The following is a 432-nucleotide window of genomic DNA, read 5'->3' on the forward strand; positions in this document are numbered from 1 at the left end:
ATTGGGGTGTTCCACGGGTCTGCCCGGCCGAAGGCACGGGGCTTCCGACCTGGGCGCTCGCCGACCTTGTGGGCGGCGATGTGCTTAATCTCCATGGCTGGTCCGTCGAATCCCTGTTCGGTCGCGTTGTTGCGGACGTTCTCGAGGAGTTCGAGGAACGCCTTGGACGCTTTCTCAGGGTATCGTCCTGCGTCCCAGCCCTCGATGTCGCTTCGGTGACCGACACCAGAGTTGTGTTGCTTGAACGGAACCGACCGCTCGCCGTCGATGACGGCTTCGAGGTACTCCTCGGCGTCGGCGACGGGCATCCCCTTGATGGCGCGGGAGATAGCCTTGCTGTGCTTGAGGCTGATGGGCCGGTCCCGGAGCATACCCTTGGCCGTTGTGTCCGGGTCGGCCTCGACGCTGTAGTTGATTCCCATGGTTTACTTG

At 63.0% G+C, this 432-nt stretch carries 1 protein-coding gene; it reads right to left on the reverse strand.

Annotated features, from left to right (window positions below; translation table 11 throughout):
* The coding region (locus tag D3D02_RS20145) for a 50S ribosomal protein L22 (protein WP_121571407.1) at positions 1–422 on the reverse strand (422 nt) is incomplete at its 3' end.
* Positions 423–432: the final 10 nt, after the last annotated feature.

Source organism: Halobellus sp. Atlit-38R (assembly GCF_003665925.1).
GTDB classification, from domain to species: domain Archaea; phylum Halobacteriota; class Halobacteria; order Halobacteriales; family Haloferacaceae; genus Haloquadratum; species Haloquadratum inordinatus.